At 46.9% G+C, this 19376-nt stretch carries 11 protein-coding genes; all 11 read left to right on the top strand.

Features of this window, described 5'->3' with window-relative positions; genetic code table 11:
* Window positions 1–52: 52 nt before the first annotated feature.
* The 11 genes from DWX23_RS03730 (at window position 53) to DWX23_RS03675 (ending at window position 19363) form a co-directional block, all read left to right on the top strand.
* Window positions 53–1051, top strand: a complete 999-nt coding sequence (locus DWX23_RS03730; RefSeq protein WP_122351671.1) for a FecR family protein — start codon at window positions 53–55, stop codon at window positions 1049–1051.
* A 321-nt stretch (window positions 1052–1372) separates the two neighbouring features.
* Complete coding sequence (locus DWX23_RS03725) at window positions 1373–4678, top strand: TonB-dependent receptor (protein WP_229801038.1); 3306 nt, start codon at window positions 1373–1375, stop codon at window positions 4676–4678.
* A 16-nt stretch (window positions 4679–4694) separates the two neighbouring features.
* Window positions 4695–6419 (top strand): RagB/SusD family nutrient uptake outer membrane protein, encoded by a 1725-nt coding sequence (locus DWX23_RS03720; protein ID WP_122373442.1) that lies wholly within the window; start codon window positions 4695–4697, stop codon window positions 6417–6419.
* A gap of 86 nt (window positions 6420–6505) precedes the next feature.
* On the top strand, window positions 6506–8953 hold the full coding sequence (locus DWX23_RS03715) for a hypothetical protein (protein WP_147382518.1): 2448 nt from the start codon (window positions 6506–6508) through the stop codon (window positions 8951–8953).
* A 27-nt stretch (window positions 8954–8980) separates the two neighbouring features.
* Window positions 8981–11200: an alpha-N-acetylglucosaminidase gene (locus DWX23_RS03710; protein ID WP_122373440.1), complete on the top strand. Its 2220-nt coding sequence runs from the start codon at window positions 8981–8983 to the stop codon at window positions 11198–11200.
* Window positions 11181–13868 (top strand): glycoside hydrolase domain-containing protein, encoded by a 2688-nt coding sequence (locus DWX23_RS03705; RefSeq protein WP_122373439.1) that lies wholly within the window; start codon window positions 11181–11183, stop codon window positions 13866–13868. Before DWX23_RS03710 ends, DWX23_RS03705 begins: the two co-directional genes overlap by 20 nt.
* 140 nt (window positions 13869–14008) lie before the next feature.
* A complete protein-coding gene (locus DWX23_RS03700) occupies window positions 14009–14875 on the top strand; it encodes an AraC family transcriptional regulator (protein WP_075557960.1) in 867 nt (288 codons plus the stop codon).
* Window positions 14876–15017: 142 nt separating this feature from the next.
* On the top strand, window positions 15018–15710 hold the full coding sequence (locus DWX23_RS03690; protein ID WP_075557959.1) for an RraA family protein: 693 nt from the start codon (window positions 15018–15020) through the stop codon (window positions 15708–15710).
* A gap of 17 nt (window positions 15711–15727) precedes the next feature.
* Window positions 15728–16897, top strand: coding sequence for a mandelate racemase/muconate lactonizing enzyme family protein (locus tag DWX23_RS03685; RefSeq protein ID WP_122351512.1), 1170 nt, complete (start codon window positions 15728–15730; stop codon window positions 16895–16897).
* A gap of 5 nt (window positions 16898–16902) precedes the next feature.
* A complete protein-coding gene (locus tag DWX23_RS03680) occupies window positions 16903–17694 on the top strand; it encodes an SDR family NAD(P)-dependent oxidoreductase (protein WP_122373438.1) in 792 nt (263 codons plus the stop codon).
* A gap of 115 nt (window positions 17695–17809) precedes the next feature.
* Window positions 17810–19363 carry a sodium/sugar symporter gene (locus tag DWX23_RS03675; protein WP_122373503.1) on the top strand — a complete coding sequence of 518 codons (1554 nt, stop codon included), beginning with the start codon at window positions 17810–17812 and terminating at the stop codon, window positions 19361–19363.
* Window positions 19364–19376 lie beyond the last annotated feature (13 nt).

Below are 19376 nucleotides of genomic sequence, written 5' to 3'. Positions count from 1 at the left end.
CAGGGGGTAGGGTAAAACCCCGAAATTTTGTACTACTAATAGAATGGAAAATATGGAGAATTTCACAACTGATATAAATCTTATAATAATCCGTTACCTGGACGGTTCGGCAAGCCTGGAAGAGAAAAGACAATTACTTCAGTGGCTGAAGGAATCGGAAAAGAACAGAAGTGATTTTACGGATACGAGAGATCTGTGGCTTTCGTGTAATGCTTCTGCCGACAATGAGTTGGAAGTGGATATCGCTCTCGACAGGTTGAAGATGCGTATTCTGAACGAACATGAACGGATAGAGAAGAAAACCCGGCGGTCATTTATCCGTTGGTATCAGGCTGCTGCTGTTTTGCTTGTTTTGTTCGGATTGTACTTCTGGTTGAGTATTGAACAGACGGAACCGAAATTGATGGTGCAGAACCAGCTGATAACGGCCAAAGGCAGCAAAGGTAAATTTACTTTACCGGACGGGACGGTTGTCTGGCTGAATTCGGAGAGCCGCCTGGTCTATCCTGATCAGTTCGCTGATGGTAAAAGAACGGTCAATCTGGTCGGAGGCGCTTACTTTGAAGTGGTAAGGGACGAAGAAAAGCCGTTCATCGTAAAAGCGGGTGATGTGGACGTGGAAGTTTTAGGTACGAGTTTTAATATATCGAGTTATCCTTTTAAAGAGAATATAGAGACGGCCTTATTGAGCGGAAGCGTAAAAATATCCGGTCCTTCCGTTCACCGGGAAGTTTATTTGAAGCCCAATGAGGTTTTTGAGTATAAGAAAGACCTCCAGGCTGCAACAGTGAAATCGGCCAATGCTAGTTTATATGCCGACTGGATCAAAGACCGGCTTGTTTTCGATAACCGCCCTCTTTCCGATATTCTGATTAGTATGGAAGGATGGTATAATATAGATATAGTGTGTCCGGAAAAATTTGCTGAATCGACTTATATGTCATTTACGATCCGTCAGGAGGACATCGACGAGATATTGAGGGCGATGAGTTTTATTATTCCGATCAGTTATCAGATAAAAAACGGAAAGGCATTTATTATGCCTAAGTAATAGAGTATTAACCTTAAAAAAAAGAATGCTTATGAGACCAGACATATAGAGAAAAAGAAAATAGGCGAATGCGGTAACATTCACCTATTCCGAAGATTTTAATTAAACAATCACATCTCTTGGCAGGGAATGGGATAAATGTCTAACTAGAAAAATCCATGTAAAAATATGAATAAATTTTATGGGAAGGGCTTATTATGTCCTTTCTTAACAGAAATAAACTTTCGGGGAATGAAAATAGTCCTGATTTTGTTAACCGTCGTGCTGTTTAAAGTTTCTGCTGTAGAAACTTACGCCCAAAGCACCAGAATTGATTTAAACATGAAAAACTCTACCGTCAAAGAAGTTTTGAAGGATATCGAGAGTAAAAGTGAATTCACCTTTTTTTATAATGACAACGCGATCGATACCAATCGTCGGGTTAGTATCAATGTGGCAAAGAAACGGATCGATGAAATATTGACCGTGATTTTGCCTGAATGTTCTTATAAAGTAGAAAACAAAAAGATCATCATTGTTCCGAAAGCGTTGGAAGATGTCGCTACCGCACAACAGCAGGGAAAGAAACTGACCGGTAAAGTGGTGGATCATAACAACGAGCCGATCATCGGTGCTGCTGTAGCTGTTGCCGGAACAACGATCGGTACGGTAACGGATATCGATGGTAATTTTGCATTACAGGTTCCGGATAATGCAACCTTGCAGGTTTCTTATATCGGATACCAGAGTTTTCTTGAAAAAGTGGGAAACCAGACGAATTTGATGATCACACTGAAAGAAGATACGCAGTTGATCGATGAAGTGGTAGTAGTAGGTTACGGTACGCAGAAGAAAGTGAACCTGACCGGTGCCATCACTTCCGTAAAGACGGACGATCTGAACAAGATCCCGACCTCCAACTTGTCTAATACGCTGGCTGGACGTGCTCCGGGCGTAACGGTAACTACTACTTCCGGTATGGCGGGGGCTTCTTCCAAGATCCGTATGCGTGGTAGCTTCGGTGAACCTTTGTTCGTTATTAATAATGTAATTAAAGACAAAGCAGCTTTCGATGCTCTGGATCCGAATGAGGTAGATAATATCAGCTTCCTGAAAGATGCGGCCAGTGCTTCTATCTATGGTTCGAAGGCAGGTAACGGCGTTGTATTGGTAACAACGAAAGCCGGTAAGAACCAGAAACCGGAATTTCAGTACAAGGGTGTTTTCAGTGTCTCCAATACGACCCGCCCTTTGCAGGATTACTCGGCAACCGATGAGCTGATCTGGGCAAACCGTGTAGCGGAAACCAAAGGGCTTCCGTCTCCTTACGGACAGGAAATATTCGATTATTTTGCGGATAAGAGTTATAATGTAAATGATTACGTATGGAGAAATCCGTCTTCTCAGCAACATAATATCAGTGTCAATGGCGGTAGCGATCGTATTACTTATTATATGATGCTGGGCTTCCATGACGAGAACGGTTCTTATAAGAAACTGGATTTCAAGAAATACAATTTCCGTTCCGATATTACGGCTCAAGTATCCAAACGTTTCAATGTGAACTTTAACCTGAGCGGTAACCAGAAGGAGTATAATCGTTTTTATTGGCCGTACGATAAGGTGGACGACTTTAATGTGCCTGATTTTTATCGTACAACTTTCAACTGGACTCGTTTATACCCATTTTATGTGGACGATAACGGTAACCCGACGACCGATACGAATGCCAATCCGGTGACAGCTGGTTCATGGAATCCGGTCGATATGGTTCTTGGTAATCGTTATCAGAAAACGACAAGACGGACGATCGACGGACAGGTTCGCTTTAATCTCGACCTGGGACAGTTTGTCGATGGATTGAAAACCAGCTTCCTGGCCCAGTACACGGCTTATGATGAGAATCTGAAAGGCTTCCTGACCCATAACAAAGGATATCGTTTTAAGAGTGCAAGTGCGGATAATAAATTTGTCCCGACTAAGGTCGATCCGAATGATATGGTAGTTCACAACCTGAGTTCCAATTATGAAGGAATCCGTGAGATGGTCAAACTGGATCATTCTTATCAGATCAACTGGTTCCTGCAGTATGACAAGGTATTCAATAAAAAACATGCCGTATCTGCTTTATTGGTATATGAACAGTCTGAATCAGGCGGTAAGACGTTGAACGGTACAGCCGACGACATGCTTACTACGTCGATCGACCAGATATTTGTAACATCCAGCGATACACAGCGTCGTTACTTCAGCGGTAGTGAATGGGAAAAGGCCCGCCAGTCTGTTGTCGGACGTTTCAACTACTCATATGCAGATAAATACATTGCTGAATTCTCTTTCCGTGAAGACGGTAACTATAAATTCGCTCCGGGTGAACGTTGGGGATTCTTCCCTTCCGGTTCTGTGGCATGGCGTATGTCGGAAGAAGGCTTTATGAAGAATATCTCATGGCTGAGCAACCTGAAGATCCGTGGTTCTTACGGTACGACCGGTGATGATAATAACTGGGACGGTGAAGATAACATCGCTGCTTTCTTGTGGCGCGAATCGTATAAGAACGGTACAGGTTTCATCTTCGGTGATAACTACCAGAATGGTCTGACGGTAGGTAGTACGGCTAATCCGTATATCTCATGGGCAAAACTGGAAGTATATGATATCGGTCTTGATTTCGGTTTCTTCGATAACCGCCTGAGTGGTGAGTTCGACTACTTCTATAAGAATAAGAATCATATCCTTAGAGCCCGTAACCGTGTCATCCCGGGTACTTATGGCGCCAGCCTGAGTAACGAGAATTATGCAGAGCAGGATTGGAAAGGTACTGAAGTTTCTTTGAAATGGTCGGATACATATCGTTCTCTGGATTACAGCGTATATGCTAATCTGGGTTATGTGAAAGATACCTGGAAGGTATTGGATGAGGCTGAAGGGCTGGAAGCATGGAGAAGTGCGATCGGTCATCCGAACACTCGTCTGCAGGGATATCTTTGTGAGGGTATTATCCGTACACAGGAACAACTGGATGCTCTTCCTGAAGGCTTTACGCAGTTTGGACGTAAGCCGATCCTGGGAACGCTTCTGTACAAGGATATTCGCGGTTCCAACTATTCGGAAGGTGCCGACGGAAAGATCGACAGTAACGATAATACGTATCTCTCCGATAAGGGAACTCCCCGTATCAACTATGGTTTCGGTTTCAATCTGTCATGGAAAGGTATCACGTTGGATGCTCACTTCCAGGGAGTAGGAGCTTACGACCGTATGTTGAAGACCAAGAATGGCGACGGTGTATTCCAGGTAGGTGACAAACCATACTTCGAGTTGTGGACCGGTGATGTCTGGAGACCGGACAATGTAGATGCGAAATATCCGCGTGTAAGTGGTGAATGGCAGGAAGAATACGGTGCAGCCGGTTCTACTTACTGGATGAGGAACGGTGCTTATATGCGTTTGAAGAATCTGAATATCGGCTATACATTGCCTCGTACATGGTTCTCGAAACTAGGAGTGAATAATGTTCAGGTGTTTGTTAATGCAACCAACTTATTCTGTATCTCAGGCATGGACGAAATGGATCCGGAACAGGATACGTTGGATTCTTATCCTCTGATGAGAACATTTACAGGTGGTTTAAGTATTAATTTCTAATAGATTATTTAGTAATATGAAAAAGATATATGCAGTAATAGCCGCAAGCCTTTTAGCTTTTTCTGGTTGTAATGTGCTGGATACGAAAGATTTGAGTAATTATGGTCCGGATGTATGGAATGATTCGAAGCTGACATCGGCGTTCCTGACCGACATATATGGGAATGTTTTGAATTTAACCTGGCCCCGTGACGGTTCAAATTCGGATGAATGTCTGGGCATTATGGGAAAAGATGCCGTACAACCGAATAATACGTCGTTTAAGTTCTGGCCTTATGCCAGTATCCGTAATATCAATACGTTGTTGAAGAATATAGATGAAGGGACGTTGCCTGAAGGTGAAAAGAATCTGATGAAGGGGCAGGCTTATTTTATGCGTGCGTTCCAGTATTTCAAGATGGTCCGTCTGCATGGAGGTGTTCCCATTGTCAAAGAACCTCAGTCGTTGGAAGATGATTTGAATGTGAAGCGAAATTCTACTGCCGAATGTTTTGAATTTATCCTTTCCGATCTGGATGAGGCAGCTAAACTTCTTCCTGTCAAGAATTCCGGAGATAATTACGGACGTATCGACCAGTGTATCGTTGCTGCGTTTAAAAGCCGTGTCTTGTTATATAAGGCAAGTCCGCAGTTTAACCCGTCGAGCCCTTACAATAACAGTTATTGGAAAGATGCTTATAATGCGGCGAAATCGGCAAAAGAGTTGCTGGATCAGAATGGTTACGGACTGATCGATAACTATACGGATGTCTTTGAAACGAAAAAACATTCGGAGGCGATCCTGCCGATCATATATTCTAATCCTACCAAAGTGAACGGACGTGCCGAAGATGCAGTCCGTCCGTTGTCGGAATCGAAGAATGCGACCGGTGGCGACCAACCGACCTGGGGATTGGTTGAGTCATTCCCGATGAAAGATGGTAAGAAGGTCGGTGAGTCTGATAAATATTCTTATAATGTACAGGAATTCTGGAAAAACAGAGATCCGCGTTTCGATGCCGTCATTGTTTATAACGGAGATATTTATGAATTGAGCGGTAAAGCCGGACGTCGTCAATATACGACTCCCAACATCGCTAATTCGCTGGATGCTTTCGGATATAATATACAAGGCGAACATCATAACCGTACCGGTTTATATTGTAAGAAAGGGATCATGGAAGAACTTCCGGTTGCACAGGTTACTCTGAATGATGTAGACTGGCTCGAGATCCGTTATCCGGAAATTATGTTTAACTTAGCGGAAACTGCCAATGAGAACGGAAGTACGACTGAAGGCTATGAAACGCTGGTGGCTATCCGTAAACGGGCAGGTATCGAACCGGGAGCAAACAATCTGTATGGGTTGAAAGCCGGAATGTCACGGGAGGAAATGCGCTTGGCTTTACTGGATGAGAAACGTATCGAGTTCTGCTTCGAAGGCCAGCGTTTCTGGGATTTACGCCGTCACCGTATGCTGCATACTTATTTGAACGGACAGCATAAGTACGGTATCCTGGCTAACCTGAAAGCCGGTATCGATATGACTGACGCGATGAACCGGGCAGCTAGCTATACCTTGATGCCGGAGGAATTCGATTATCAAGTGATCGACCTGATCTTCCAGAATCCTACGAGTGAAGATGCCATGTATATGCCTGAGTCTTACTATTTCTTCCCGATCAGCAAGGATGAAATAGAAAAGAATCCGAACCTCGATCAGAATAAAGACTGGGGAGGCAGTTTCGACCCTGTGTTATAATTAGATTGTAAAACATATAGAACGGATTCTGGTTTAGCTTACTGATAAGATGCCGGGATCCGTTTTTTTTAATACTAACCTATCGTATGAAAACACGTAATATATTTATAATAGGTCTGTTAGCCTGTTGTATGTTATCTGCTTGCCGGAAGCAGATAATGAGTTTTGAAACGGATACATTCAAATTGGAGGTCGACGCCAATGGGAATATCTCTTCTTTATTGGATAAAACACACCGGAGGGAATATTTACCGGACGGACAACTGTCGTCTTTGCTGGCTATCCGTGTCGGCGGGGAATATGAAAATCCGGCAAGTGCATCCTGGAATGATAACCAGGGAATCCTGTCATTGACTTATCCGAAGAATGGGGCCACTTTACTGGTGACTACCAAACAGGAAAAGGGTTTTATTACTTTCGAGTTGCAGGAGGTCCGTTCTGATAAAGATATCGATCTGGTTGTCTGGGGACCGTATGCCACGACGATTACGCAAACGATCGGGGAGTGCGTCGGTGTGGTGCGTGATAGTCTTTTTGCAATAGGAATACAAGCACTGAACCCTAAAACAATCGGCGGTTATCCTTCGACGGAAGATGATATAGATCCGGCATTCGATATTTTTGCAACGACATCACTGGTCGATGTTGCCGATTCGATGAAGGTATTATATCGCGGACAGACTGCCAAACATACGGAGTTTGGCAGTGTTTTACAGGCTTACTGCCGTAACCGGGATCATGAACGGGTAGTTCCGATGTGGGGACATACGCATTATACGGCTCCGGCTTATGAAGATGGCGGTATTATCGGCAGTAAAATCGCGTTGTTCGGTTGTCCGGCGGATCAGGTACTCGATCATATCGAAGAGGTAGAATTAACGGAAAGCCTGCCGCATCCTGAACTGAACGGTGTCTGGATGAAACGTGCGCCTGAAGCGGCACAGGCCTATATTATCTATCCGTTCAATGAGAATAATATAGAAGAGGCGATTGCCTTTACGAAACGTACCGGATTGAAATATCTGTATCATGGAGGTCCTTTCCTGACATGGGGGATTTTTAAACTCAACCCGTCGGAGTTCCCTACAGGACTGGACGGATTGAAAGACTGCGTGAATAAGGCTGCACAATCCGGAATTAAATTGGGATTTCATACTCTTTCCAATTTTATTACGACCAACGATGCCTATGTAACGCCTGTCCCGGATAAGCGTTTGGCAAAGGTCGGAAGTTCGATACTGGTATCCGATCTCAGTCCGGATCAGCATACTGTCGAAATAGCCGATCCTTTGTTTTTCAACCAAATGGAAAATAACAGCCTGCATGGCGTAATGATCGGTGATGAACTGATCCGTTATGAACGGGTAAGCGAAGCGGCTCCGTGGAAATTACTTAATTGCCAGCGTGGGGCGTGGGGTACGAAAGCTGTAGCTCATTCAAAAGGAGATACGATCGGTAAGCTGATGGATCATGGTTACAAGGTCTTTCTGTCGGATACGGAACTGACGAAAGAGATCGCCCGTAATATAGCGGGTATCTTCAATTATACGGGTGTGCAGCAGATTTCCTTTGACGGGTTGGAAGGAGCCTGGTCTACCGGTCTGGGACAGTATGGATTGTCGCTGATGATGAAAGAGTGGTATGATAATCTGTTGCCCGAATACCGTAACTGCATTAACGATGCCAGCATGACCACCCATTATAACTGGCATACTTTTACCCGGATGAATTGGGGTGAGCCCTGGTATGCCGGATTTCGTGAGAGCCAGATGAACTACCGCCTGATGAACCAGGATTTTTATCGTCGTAACCTGATCCCTTGTATGTTGGGATGGTTTAAATTCGATGCGAATACCAGTATTGAGGATATTGAATGGCTACTGGCTCGTTCGGCTGCCTTTGATGCCGGTTATACATTGGTCACCAATAAGGAAAATGTAGCGAACAACGGGGAGTCGGATGCGATCATCAAAGCTATCCGCGAATGGGAAAACGCCCGTTTATGCGGAGCTTTCCCGAAGGAACTGAAAAAGGAAATGGAACATGTTTCCAATGAATACACTTTGACGGAGACTTCTGCGACATCCTGGTTGTTATCTCCGCTTCAGGTTCAACGTTTCAAACATACTAACAAAATCCTTCAGCCCGGTGAGCCGGTCGTTTCCAAATGGGAGTTCGAGAATAAGAATGATCGCCAGCCGGTTCAGTTCATCTTAAAGGCGAATGACCGTATCTCGGATATCTCGCTGGAGATTGCCAATTATTCTACGGTCCGGTTAGATTGTGCACTGGAAGAAGGGCAGTACCTGAAGTATGCCGGAGGAGATTCTTTCTTTATTTACGATAAAAACTGGAATGAGGTGAGACGCATTTCCACGAAGGCTGATCAAATGAATGTACCGAAAGGCAAGGTCTCACTGGTATTTTCTTGTACCTTTGCCCGGCCGGATAATATGGATAAGTACGTTTCGGCGGAGTTTAAAACAGTAGGAGAGAGCATTCGATTATCCGCTACAAGGCAAAAGAATAACTGACAATTATAGATATTAATCATTAGCATCATGAAATATACATTTAATTTATTATTAATTCTTCTTCTCTTTTTTACATCTTGCCGGAAAGACCCGCAGATACAGGCGGCTTATGATTTGATCGAACGTATTACTCCGGGATATGGCAAACAATTTTGTCTGGAACTGATCGGGCCGGACAACGGGAGCGATGTCTATGAAGTGGCCGGGGAGAACGGCAAAGTCGTGTTGCGCGGGAATAATACGGTATCGTTGGCAACAGCTTATAACCAGTACCTGAAATATCATTGCAACGCCCATGTCTCTTGGTTCGGCGATCAGTTGAACTTGCCGGAAACACTGCCTGTTCCGGCTGAAACGACACACCGGGTCATTAACGGTAAGTATCGTGTCTATTTTAATTATTGTACGTTGAGCTATACCGGTGCCTGGTGGGATTGGGAACGCTGGCAGCGTGAGATCGACTATATGGCTATGAACTCGATCAATACACCTTTGTCGGTTGTCGGTCTGGAAGGCGTTTGGTATAATACTCTGCTTCGTTTCGGTTTTACGGATGAGGAAGCACGTTCTTATCTGGTCGATCCTGCCCATTTTGCCTGGCAGTGGATGCCTAATATCGAGAGTTTCGGCGGGCCGCTGCCGAAATCATGGATCGATTCGCATATCGCATTGGGTAAACAAGTGGTAAACCGTCAGTTGGAGTTGGGAATGACACCGATACAGCAAGGTTTTTCCGGTGCTGTACCTCGTAAGATGATGGAAAAGTTCCCGGAGGCCAAGATACAGAAGCAACCGGATTGGTACGGATTTGAAGGTATCTGCCAGTTAGACCCGCTCGACCCGTTGTTTACGGATCTGGGAAAAGCCTTTCTGGAAGAGGAACAGAAATTATACGGGACCTACGGACTTTATGCAGCCGATCCTTTCCATGAAAGCAAACCGCCTGTGGATACGCCTGAATATCTGAATGCAGTAGGTTCTTCTATCCACAAATTGATGAAGACGTTCGACCCGGATGCAATGTGGGTGATGCAAGCCTGGAGCTTCCGGAAAGATATTGCATCCGTCGTACCGAAACATGACCTGCTCGTATTGAGTCTGAACGGTGCGTTAGGGGGAGAAGATTATTTCTGTAACCATGATTTTGTGGTAGGTAATCTGCATAATTTCGGCGGACGTGTCAATCTTCACGGAGATTTGCCGCTGGTATCGTCCAATCAGTTTATGAAAGCGAAACAGGAAACACCGAATGTAGTAGGTTCCGGTTTGTTTATGGAGTCGATCGGACAGAATCCCGTATTCTATGAGTTAGCCTTTGAGATGCCTGTTCACCAGGACTCGGTGAAGCTGAAAGAGTGGTTGGATAAATATGCGCAGCGTCGTTACAGCGCACCTTCCGAAGCTGCCGGTAAGGCCTGGGAGTTATTGCTTGCAGGTCCTTATCGTGCGGGGACGAACGGGGTGGAGTCCAGTTCGATCATCTGTGCCCGTCCTGCTGTGGATGTAAAGAAGTCGGGACCGAATGCCGGTTTCAATATCCCTTACGACCCTCAATCGTTGATAGAAGCCGAAGCCTGTTTGTTGCAGGATGCAGAACAATTGAAAGGTTCCAAGCCTTATCGTTTCGATATTGTCGATGTGCAGCGTCAGATCATGTCTAACCTGGGACAGGAAATACATAAAAAAGCGGCGGAAGCATTCAAAAAAAAGGATAAAGAGGCGTTTGCCCTGCACTCCGGACGTTTCCTTGAATTATTAAAAGATGTAGATATCTTGCTTCGTACCCGTACAGAGTTTAACTTTGACCAGTGGTTGACGGATGCCCGTGCCTGGGGTACGACCGACGAAGAACGTAATTTGTTTGAAAAGAATGCCTCTTCGCTGGTGACTATCTGGGGCGGACAGGTCGATGTTCGTCAGTTCGATTATTCATGGCGCGAATGGACCGGTTTGATCGAGGGGTATTATCTGCAACGCTGGAAACAGTTCTATGATATGTTGCAGGGACATCTCGATAACGGAACGGCTTACAGGGAGGAAGATGCAAAGATGGATTTAGGCCGCCAGGCTTTCCGTGCGAATGAGTTTTATGATTCATTGGCTGACTGGGAGTTGGCTTTCGTCGATCGTCCGGGTAAGGCCCGTACTCCGGTAACGGAAGGAGATGAAGTGACCGTTGCCCGCCGAATGCTGGACAAATACAAACAATTATCAAAAGAATACTACAATGTTGAGAAAACAAATTAAGTACCTGATGGTGTATTCGCTTCTGACCCTGCCTTGTGTGATGCAGGCGCAGGATGATGTAACGAATGCCTTCGATGACTTGAAACGACAGGGAACGGTGAACGAGCAGGACTCGGAAATGCGCCGTGTGGCTTCGTCGGATGCGGTGAAGAAGTTGATACAGGAAAACCCGGAAGCCGGTTATTTCTGTTTTACGGAAGACCGGGAACACGATATCCGTATGACGGATGCGATACCTGTGCGTTGGGTGGAACGGTCGGCCGATTCACGTACAAAGTTCCAGGGCGATTGCCTTCCGGGCGAGTTCTATACCTGGCAAGTAGGAATCTTCGCTCCGTATCAAACTGTATCGGACCTGTCTGTCACCTTCTCTGACTGGAAGAATGAAAAAGGAAACAAGATCCCGGCTTCTGCTTTCCGTTGCTTTAACCTGGGAGGAACCGATACGAACGGTAAATCTTTTAAGAAGACAGTGAATGTTCCCAAAGGAAATGTACAGGCATTATGGATCGGCTCTGATGTGCCCGTAACGGCTGACGGTGTTTATAAAGGAAAAGTGACTATCAAAGCAGCTGATGCAAAACCTGTAGAGATTACCTGCGAATTGACCGTACAAGGTTCTCCCATCGCGAACCACGGAGATAACGAAGGGTGGCGTAAAACCCGTCTGCGCTGGTTGGATTCTTCCATCGGTAATGCCGATGAACCGACGGCTCCGTATATTCCCGTTCAATTACAGAAACAAACGATCTCCTGGCTGGGAGGGACGATGGAACTGTCGAAAGAGGGGTTGCCTCAGTCCCTTTCTACCCGTTATGATCGGAGTAACCAATTGAACGACCAGAGCAATAACCCTGTCCTGGCAGGCGAAATGCGGTTCGTGATCGAAACGGAGAATGGCGAAGAAGTATTGAAGGGCGGTTCGCTGCGGATCACCGGACGGAATAAGGCGTCGGTAAACTGGACAGCTACCCGGAAGAGCCGTCATTTTGAAGTGCAGTGTTCAGGTACCTTCGGTTTCGACGGTCTGGTCGATTACCGGATACAGGTGAAGTCACTGGGAGACGTGAAGGTGAAGGATATCCGTCTGGAAGTACCTTATACTGCGTATGCCGCCAAGTATATGATGGGATTGGGCCATAAAGGCGGTTTGCGCCCCGACTCCCTGATCAACTGGCAATGGAATGTAGAGAAACATCAGGATAAGATCTGGATGGGAAATATAAACGCCGGTCTGAACTTCTGCTTCAAAGATGAAAACTATGTGCGTCCGCTGGTGAATATCTATTATGGTTTAGGTAGGTTGAACCTACCTGCTTCGTGGGGAAATGCCAATAAGGGCGGTATCGACATTCAGCCCGATAAAGGCGGCACGGTCCTGATGACAGCCTACAGCGGTGAACGTTCGATGCAGAAAGGCGATGTCCTTCATTATAATTTCAATATGCTGGTTACTCCGGTGAAACCGCTTAACCTGCCGGAACTGGCGGAAAAACGTTTCTACCATTCCAACAGCGATGTAAGTGCCGATTATATCCCTGCCGCCCTGAAAGCGGGAGCCAATATGATCAATGTGCATCATAAGAAAGATATTTACCCGTTCATTAACTATCCGTATTATGATGAAGCCGTTCCGGATTTGAAGCGCTTTATCTCGGATGCACACAGCAAGGATTTGGATGTCCGGCTTTATTATACGACCCGTGAGTTGACGGTGAAGATACCGGAGTTGTGGGCATTACGCAGCCTGGGCAGTGAAGTGATTCATGACGGTCCCGGAAAGGATGCCCGTACACTGATCCATCGCAACGGTCCTCACGAATGGTTGAACAAGAACCTGACAACTCATTTCATCCCCGCTTGGTATAACGCTTTCAAAGAAGGTAAATATGCCGGCGATATGGATATCTCGGTTATCACCACCCCTGATTCCCGTTGGAACAATTACTACCTGGAAGGGCTGGACTGGATGATTAAAAACCTGGGCCTGGATGGTGTCTATATCGACGACAGTGCTTTGGATCATCAGACCTTGCAACGTGCCCGCCGTGTGATGGATGCCGACGGTAAACGCCGCTTGATCGATATCCACTCCTGGAACCATATGAATCAGTGGGCCGGCTATGCAAACTCGTTGCATCTTTATCTGGAGTTACTGCCTTACGTAGACCGTACCTGGATCGGTGAAGGTTTCCCTGCAAACAATACACTGGACTTCTGGCTGGTGGAAATGTCCGGTATTCCTTTCGGATTGATGAGTGAAACGTTGGATGCCCGGAATGTGTTCCGTGGAATGGTCTACGGTATGCTTCCCCGCCTGCCGTGGAGTGGAAACCCTGTTCCGTTCTGGCATATTTGGGACGATTTCGGTATGAAGAATGCCGTGATGAGAGGCTATTGGGATGAACGTTGTCCGGTAAAAACAGATAATGCTGATATCCCGGCTACCGTTTATATCAACGGAGATAAAGCGCTTGTCGTACTGGCAAACTGGACCGATCTTCCTCAAACGGCAAAGATCACTTTGGATGAAGAACTGCTTGGCTTCAAGCCGTCTTCCTATCTGTTGCCGGAGATCCGGAACACACAATGGGAAGGAAAACTGTCTTCCCTGAACCAATGCGAGATCATGGGACGTGGCGGTATGATCATTTTACTGGAAAAATAAAAGAACGGACCGAGTAGTTCCGTTTTGTATAAGTTAAAGGGCCGAATGATACCATTTCGGCCCTTCTTTTTTTTCGGAAGTGTAAAATCCGGTACTGCCTTTTCCCTATCTTTGCTTCTGAATAAGGGAAAGGAAATACCATGGATAACAAGACAACAGAACAGTCTCTCTGGGGACTTTTGGAAGGGATAACGGATAATCTGAAGTACAAACGACTGGCGGATGTCTTCCGCTTTGTCTCTTTCCAGCCATTTGAAACATTCGGACCACACCAGCATCTGCGTATCGAGATCAACTATGTAAAGAAAGGAAATTGCATTCTGCACCTGGAGAACGAAAGTATCAGTTTTAATGAGAACGAGATGATGATCATCTGCTCGAATGTGGAACACACCTTCGAGGCCGGTTCGGAAGGGACGACGCTGATGCAGCTGGAATTTCTGCCGGAGATCTTCTCCCGCTTCAATCCGCATGCCCAGGATGAGACAGGCGAATTGACGCCCGTCACTATCTTCTCGGAAGAGAACCGGCTGATCAAGATCGTGAATAATGTCCGGATCATGCGGGCCGTTCAGCGTATCGTGAACGAGATGAACCTGAAAAACAAATACTATCAATACCTGGTCGTGATGTACTATGCGGAACTGCTGATTCTGATCTACCGCTATATGGACGAATCTTACCTGCCGATTTGTACAAATGAATCGCTGAAAAAGGCAATTTCTTATATCCGCATGAACTATCAGACAGATATCTCCATCACCGACGTAGCCGGGCAGACCGGAATAGGGGAACGTTACCTGCGCAAACTCTTCGCCCAGCATCTCAATCTATCTCCGCTGGATTATCTGAACCAGATACGGATCAATAAGGCGATCGAACTGTTGAGGAATACGGAAATGTCTATAAAAGAGATCTGTTTCATCTGCGGGTTCAAGTCGCCGCAATACTTTTCTAGGGTATTCAAACAGCAGATGGGGATCACTCCGAGGGAGGTTACCAAATAGTTTTCCGTTTTGTACACATTTTCCTCTTAAAAGGTCCTACCTGCATACGTTGCAGCTTTGTTTTAAGCCTTACTTTTTGTACACTCCGGCTAACTTTGTGATCAGTAACAGGAGTATATAAATACTGATAAACTATAGTAAAATGAAAGAATGGAATGATGATAAAGCGTTGTTCTCTTTGATAAAAGAGGAGCTTTATACCGCAGTGATCGGTGACATTATGGATAAGATGGGATATACCCGTCAGTTTCTTCCTCCACAGATACGTCCGCTTCGTGACGATATGCTGGTTGTCGGGCGGGCAATGACAGTGCTGGAAGCAGATGTGTTGGAACATGGAAAGGAATGCGGGGAGAATCCGTTATTGAAACGTTCTTTCGGATTGATGCTCGAAGCGCTGGACGATCTGAAAGAAGATGAAGTCTATGTCTGTTCCGGTTCGTCTCCCTGTTATGCCTTATGGGGTGAATTGATGAGTGCCCGGGCTATGCAGTGCAAGGCAGCCGGTGCCGTGGTGAATGGTTATTCACGCGATACGAAAGGGATTCTGGCACTCGACTTCCCTTGTTTCTCTTACGGCCCTTATGCACAGGACCAGGCTCCGAGAGGAAAGGTGATCGACTATCGCGTTCCGATTGAAATGGATGGGGTGCGTATCGACGACGGGGATATCCTGATAGGAGATATCGACGGTGTATGTGTCGTTCCCCGCGCTATCGAGGAGGAAGTCTTTACCCGTGCCCTTGAAAAAGCCCGTGGCGAACGGATGGTATTGAAGAAGATACAGGAAGGAATGAAAGCCCGCGATGCTTTCGACCAGTTTGGAATCATGTAATTAAATCGAAATAGACAATGAAGATCACAGATGTAAAGGTATGGTTGGTACAAGGTATCAAATACAACTGGACGCTACTTAAAATATATACGGACGAAGGATATACCGGTGTGGGCGAAGCGACCAACTGGCCGGGAAGCCCGATCGTCTTTGAAGCTGCCAAGCATGTAGGGCAGCGTATCATCGGTCTCGATCCGATGAAGACGGATTTTATCTGGACAAAGCTCTATCGCGATCTGAACTGGATCGGCCCGTACGGTGCCAGCCTTTGCGCCATCAGCGGTATCGATATGGCTTTGCTGGACCTGAAGGCAAAAGTGCTGGGCGTTCCCTGCTATGAGTTGCTGGGCGGCGCTTATCGCAAAAACGTTTTATTATATGCCAACTACTGGTTTACCGGTGGCGGACATAATGCCAAAGACTATACGGAACAGGCGTTGAAAGTAAAGGAGGCCGGTTTCACCGGACTGAAGTTCGACCCATTTGCACATACGAACTATTTCTATGGGGAAGACCTGGCTTCCAATCTGACCCTGACGGCAGAACAACAAGATCTGGCTTTCGATGTATCGAAGGCGGTACGTGATGCGGTAGGACCGGAGTTCGATATTATGATCGAGACACATGCCATGCTGAATTACCGGGTGGCGGTGAAGATGGCCGAACGTTTGGCAAAGCTGGATATTACCTGGTATGAGGAACCTGCCGGACCGGAAAGTTCGCAGACCTTGCGTGCCATGCGTGAACGTATCCCTTCCGATGTCGCTATCTGCGTAGGCGAACGCCATTATACCCGCTTCGGTATCCGTTCTTTGTTGGAGAAACATGTCTGTGATGTCATCATGCCGGATATCACCCGTTGCGGCGGACCGTCTGAAATGAAGCGGATGGCGACGATGGCGGAAGCCTACAACGTCCTGATCGCTCCCCATAACCCGAACGGGCCTTTATCGACGCTTGCTTCTTCGCATGTGTGTGCTGCGATCCCGAATTTCTTCCGTCAGGAATTTATGTTCAATGATGTTCCCTGGAGGGATACGGTGATCGACCATCCGATAGCGGAAATGGTGTACGACGGCCATCTGCACCTGTCCGACCGTCCGGGACTGGGCGTAGATCTGGTGGAGGAAGAGATGGAAAAGCATCCGGGTATTACGACGAACGCGCCTGATAACTTCTATATCTGATTGGTATGAGCTTTACGATAGACTATAAAGATAAAGTAGTACTTGTTACCGGTGTATCTTCCGGTATCGGTCTGGGTACTGCCCGGGAGTTTGCCCGGGCGGGTGCTCATGTCGCCGGATGTGCACGAAAAGCGGCGGATGATCCGTCGGCAGCCGCATTCCGGGAGGCTGTCGAGTCGCAGGGAGTCCGGTCGCTGTATGTGCAGACCGACGTCACTTGTCCCGAACAACTGGGGCAGCTGGTGGAGGAAACGATCCGTACTTTCGGGCGGTTGGATATTCTGGTCTCCAGTGCGGGAATGAATGTATTCGAGGGTGCAGCCGGGTGTACGGAAGAACGCTGGCAGTATAACCTGGATCTGAACCTGGCATCCCACTGGCGGTTGTCGAAGCTATGCAAACCCTATCTGGAACAGAGTGGGGAAGGCGTTATCCTGTTGATGACTTCCAACCATGCGTTCGGAACGATTCCCGGATGCTTTCCGTATAGCGTGACGAAAACGGCGATCACCGGCCTGGTCCGTAACCTGGCGATCGAGTGGGGGCCTGCTATCCGTACGGTCGGTGTCGCTCCGGGCTTCATCGATACGGCGGGCAACGATACCTGGTTCGACTCTTTTCCGGATGCCCGGGAAGAGCGTTTACGTACGATCAACCTGCATCCGGTCAAACGGATCGGGACAGTAGAGGAGGTGGGTGACCTCTGTGTCTATCTTGCATCGCCTATGGCGCGTTTCATTAGTGGGACAACGATCCTGATGGACGGTGGCCGGTCGGCTCTGATGCAAGATGAATAGGGTTTTGCCACTACGATGGCAGACCCCTGCCATACCTTTGGCAGAGCTCTGCCATCGTAGTGGCAGTATTCTGCCAAAGGCATGGCAAAAGAATTAGATAACGAATATGAATACCATGAACACAATAGATCTGATTGTTTTTATTGCTTACTGTGCCCTGATCCTCTTCGTAGGATTGTTTGTCTCACGAAAGAAGAAAGGCGAAGAACGGGATGCCGGCGATTATTTCCTTGCCGGACGCGGACTTGCCTGGTGGGCGATCGGTGCTTCGATCATTGCGTCGAACATCTCTGCCGAACAGTTTGTCGGTATGTCCGGCTCCGGGTATGCGATCGGGCTGGCAATGGCTACTTATGAATGGATCGCCGCACTGGGATTGATTATCGTAGCCAAATACTTTATTCCGATATTTCTGGAAAAGAAGATATTCACGATGCCGCAGTTTCTGGAAGAGCGGTTCGACAGGCGGGTGAAGACGGTCATGGCTGTCTTTTGGCTGGCGGTTTTTATCTTTATCAACCTGACTTCCATACTGTATCTCGGAGCACTGACGATCGAGAAGGTCATGGGTATTCCTCTGTTTTGGGGAGTAGTCGGACTGGCTGCCTTTGCCGGTATCTACTCTATCTACGGAGGATTGAAAGCGGTTGCTTTGACTGATGTCATTCAGGTGATCTTCCTTATTGGAGGCGGACTGATAACGACTTATATTGCCTTGGACTTGCTGGGAGCCGGTGAAGGAGTATGGCAGGGTGTCACGAACCTGTATGCACAGGCAGAAGATAAGTTTCATCTGATCCTCGATAAATCGCATCCGAGCTACAAAGACTTGCCCGGTATCTCTGTTATTCTCGGTGGACTGTGGGTGGCAAACCTGTATTACTGGGGATGTAACCAATATATTATTCAACGGGCTTTGGCTGCCAAATCGGTGGGAGAGGCGCAGAACGGTATGTTGTTTGCCGGGTTTATCAAACTGTTGGTTCCGTTGCTGGTCGTGATACCGGGGATTGCTGCGTTTGCTTTGAATGCTCCGTTGGAAAAGTCGGACGAGGCTTATCCCTGGCTACTCAGCAACCTGCTTCCGGTAGGAGTGAAAGGGATTGCTTTTGCGGCGTTGACGGCGGCGATTGTCAGTTCGCTGGCTTCGATGATGAACAGTATATCCACTATCTTTACAATGGATATTTATAAGTCCTTTTTCAGGAAGGAAGCCGGGCAGCATGAATTGGTAAAGACTGGAAGATGGGCGAGTTTTGGGTCGTTGCTGGTTGCCGTATTGATCGCACCGATGTTGTCGGGACTGGATCAGGCGTTCCAGTATATTCAGGAGTTCACCGGATTTATCAGTCCGGGTGCTTTGTCGATCTTCCTGGCTGGGTTCTTCTATAAACGGGCGACGGCAAACGGAGCATTAGCGGCTGCTTTCGGATCGTTTGTATTCTCTACGTTGATGAAGTTCCTCTGTCCCGGTTTACCGTGGATGGATCGTATGATGATCGTTTTCTTCCTCTGTTGCGGATTGATCATCCTACTGGGTAGCCGTAAGCCGATGGAAAATGCCTATACGACGCATCGGCCCGGATTATTCCATACGAGCCGCCTGTTCAATATCCTGTCGTTGGTCGTGATAGCTATATTGGTCGCATTCTATTGGTTCTGGTGGTGACATTAGAAATAAC

It is taken from the genome of Parabacteroides sp. AF18-52 (assembly GCF_003479145.1).
In the GTDB taxonomy this organism is placed as follows: Bacteria; Bacteroidota; Bacteroidia; order Bacteroidales; family Tannerellaceae; genus Parabacteroides; species Parabacteroides faecis.
The sequence above is the reverse complement of the archived record's forward strand: the minus strand, read 5'-3'. Positions and strand labels throughout refer to the sequence as shown.